Here is a 3302-nt window from a genome sequence, read left to right on the forward strand (position 1 = left end):
GACATTTAATCGAGCTGCGTACGCACTTAATAAGAATATGCGTGGTCGTCTTAATTATATCCTTAGTATTGGTGGGATTTTCACGCGAGCTTTATAATCTTTTATCAGACCCATTAGTGGCGCAGTTACCCATCAATTCGACCATGATTACCACTGATATAACGTCAAACTTTATGGCACCCATTCGCTTAACGATATTCGTCGCCGCATTTTTAGCAATGCCTTATATCCTGTATCAAATTTGGTCATTTGTAGCTTCCGGCTTATATAAAAAAGAGAAGAAAATTGCCATTCCTGTACTGCTATCTTCGATATTTCTATTTTATGCTGGTGTTGCTTTTTCCTACTTTGTCGTACTCAAAGGGGTATTGAAATTTTTTATTATGTTCGCTCCGCAGAACGTTATACCAATGACCGATATTGACAGTTATCTGAGCTTTGCCCTCAAGCTATTTATGGTGTTTGGACTGACTTTTGAGATTCCAGTGGTTACCTTATTGCTGATAATGGCCGGAATCGTTTCTACTCAAATTTTAGAAGATAAGCGTCGTTATATCATAGTCGGCTGTTTTGGGATCGCCGCGGTAGTGACACCGCCTGATGGTGTATCAATGCTGTTGTTGGCGATTCCTATGTGGCTATTATTTGAGCTGGGTTTACTCTTAGCAAAGATATTAATTAAAAATGAACGAAGTAATGATTTAGTCTCAGGGAATGAAACATTAGAAAGTAGCTAGCACTACTTAAATACGCCAAGAACCTTTTTTACTTTTTACTTTTTACTTTTTACTAGAGTATGTCAGCGTGAGTACTCTACTTAGCGACGGACTCTAAATGGAACACCCAACTAATAACAACGAAAAAAATGACGGTCTTGCAAATCGACTTAACCAAGAGTGCTACTGCATTACCCTTGATCGTAAAGCGCTTAATACAAGCCTTCAAGATCAATTGGTAGAAACTAGAAACAATCCAATAGGAGCGAACGAGCTTAATAAGCTTTTTTCAGCAACACCCGTGTTCGTTCCCAAAACAGAGATAGAGGCGATGGAGCGAATCGTCAGGGCTATCGAGTCAGCTGCCGAACTGCCATTGTATCAAGAGCAAGTGCTGTCGTGGGCACCAGAAATAGCTGCTTTCGACCCAGGCCCAATAGGGGCCCTCATGGGTTATGACTTTCACTTGGGTAGCGATGGACCTCAGCTCATCGAGGTCAATACTAATGCCGGCGGCGCATTTCTGAATGTGTTGCTCGCTCGCGCACAAAAACGCTGTTGCAACCCCTCAGAGCAAAGCGCTGCAACCAATCAAATGCTAGATAGGTTCGAGGAAGCAGTGTTTGACATGTTCAAACAGGAATGGCAGCGACAGTCCGCTGTTGCTATGCCCAATCGGATAGCCATTGTGGACAATGACCCCGAGAGTCAGTTCATGTTCTTAGAGTTTGAGTTAGCCTGTCAACTGCTCCAAGCTAGAGGTATTGATACTGTGATACTTGATCCCTCTGAACTCGAGTATATCGACGGTACGTTAACAGCCCATGGCCAGAAAATCGATATGATTTACAATCGGCTTGTCGACTTTGCATTTGAGGACCCTGACCATGTATTGCTTAAGCAGGCTTATTTAGAGGGTGCTGTGGTAGTGACACCCAATCCCCGCGTACATGCTATGTTGGCCAATAAGCAAAACCTGACATTGCTATCAGACTCCCAAATATTGCGCTCTTGGGGTCTGGATGAGGCTGCAGTGGAGTGCCTCGAAGGTCTGTACCGAGGACTAAGATTGTATCAAGAGACGATGCAGCAGAGTTGTGGCTTACTCGGCGGCAACTGTTTTTAAGCCAGTTGCTGGTCATGGAAGCAAAGGCGTTTATCGCGGTAGCAAACTGACTCGACGCGTCTTCGAAAACATTCTGGATGAAGATTATATCGCACAGACCTTTGTCCCTGCAGGAGAGAGATCACTCAAAATTGATGACATCGTAACAACAAGAAAGGTAGATATACGTCTTTATACGTATGGCGGAAAACTGTTACTACCTGCTGCGCGTGTGTATCAAGGTCAGGTGACTAACTACCGTACGCCAGGCGGTGGATTCGCGCCTGTCTTTCAGGTGTGATCGTCTAGGTCTTATTTAGATGGCATTAGGCTGTTATAAGTCCGGTTAACTAATTCAATATTCTTCTTACCTAACCCCAGTTCGGGATAAGCCACATTGTAACTCATTGATACTATTTACAATGTAGCCACCTGCCCTTGCTGAGGCATGTTTTTGATGGTGGGTTTATAGGGAAACCAGCGATAAGCAATCAAACCTGACAGCAAGTTTGTAATAAAACCCGTGACACTACGATGGCGTGAATGCTCAATCTGACACAAGTTTTTCAGCTCCCCAAACACCGTCTCAACCAAAGAGCGATGATTGAGTAGCGCCTCATCTATCGGCTTGAGTACTTGCGGTTTCATATTACGCCGAAGTTTCGTTATCAGCCTAGTATCACTGTGTTTTGTGAGCCACTCGTTTAGTGCTTTACTGATATAGCCTCTATCCCCAAACACCTTGCCAAACACAGGCGTTGCCATATCCTTAACAGGCACTCTGTCATCCGTATTACCCGCAGTGACTTTAACAGATACAAGCTCGCCCTTGTGATTGATAATGGCGTGCAGCTTAAAGCCGTAAAACCAGCCCATGCTGCTTTTGCCTCGGGTTGCAAGTCCCTTAAAGACTTTATGACGGTAGATACGTTTGTTATGACAAACTGCTATCTTGGTTGAATCAATATAGCTGATACCTGTACAGTCGCCCATCATGCTTTGCAAGTAGGCACACAGTGGCATGATACTGCGCGGCATAAGCTTTATAAATCGTGAGTAGCTCGGCAGGTTTGGAAACTCCTGTTTCATCATGCCATGCATATGGTGGTAGTAAAAAGACTTAAACTGTCGATACCGCCGTTGATGAAACAGTACCAAGATGGTCATAATCTCTGCTACACTTATCTGGCATGCTCTTAACCTTTGGTGTCCCGTTGCGATTAAGTGAGCGTCAAACTCAGGTTTGAATTGCTAATAAAAGTCGTCAATATGGCAGTATAGTTCGGTTAGGTTGTCCATGTAAGAAGTCCTTGTTGTGAAGTTTGTCTTGGTAAACTTACTTTAGCAACTTTGGACTTCTTTTTTTATCTTTTTTTTGAGCGCTTATCCCGAACTGGGGTTATCATAACTAAAGAAGCGAAGTAATACTCAAATACTCAAATACTCAAATACTCAAATACTCAAATACTCAAATACTCAAA

3 protein-coding genes and 1 pseudogene are annotated in these 3302 nt (G+C 43.3%); 3 read left to right on the forward strand and 1 reads right to left on the reverse strand.

What is annotated here, in order from left to right; genetic code table 11:
* The 3 genes from tatC to JMV76_RS15155 all read left to right on the forward strand — a co-directional run.
* A partial coding sequence (tatC, locus tag JMV76_RS14555; RefSeq protein WP_201503180.1) for a twin-arginine translocase subunit TatC occupies positions 1 to 737 on the forward strand: 737 nt, incomplete at its 5' end.
* Positions 738 to 834: 97 nt separating this feature from the next.
* Positions 835 to 1842, forward strand: a complete 1008-nt coding sequence (locus JMV76_RS14560; protein ID WP_201503181.1) for a hypothetical protein — start codon at positions 835 to 837, stop codon at positions 1840 to 1842.
* Positions 1814 to 2122: a hypothetical protein gene (locus JMV76_RS15155; protein WP_201503182.1), complete on the forward strand. Its 309-nt coding sequence runs from the start codon at positions 1814 to 1816 to the stop codon at positions 2120 to 2122. Before JMV76_RS14560 ends, JMV76_RS15155 begins: the two co-directional genes overlap by 29 nt.
* A 116-nt stretch (positions 2123 to 2238) precedes the next feature.
* Here the strand turns inward: JMV76_RS15155 and JMV76_RS14570 are convergent.
* A pseudogene (locus JMV76_RS14570) lies at positions 2239 to 3120 on the reverse strand (IS982 family transposase).
* Positions 3121 to 3302 lie beyond the last annotated feature (182 nt).

The sequence above is a fragment of the Psychrobacter cibarius genome (genome assembly GCF_904845955.1).
In the GTDB taxonomy this organism is placed as follows: Bacteria; Pseudomonadota; Gammaproteobacteria; order Pseudomonadales; family Moraxellaceae; genus Psychrobacter; species Psychrobacter cibarius_B.

Excerpts from the sequence above, each read along its gene's own strand:
- JMV76_RS14560 (WP_201503181.1), top strand. The coding sequence starts at position 835 with ATGGAACACCCAACTAATAACAACGAAAAAAATGACGGTCTTGCAAAT.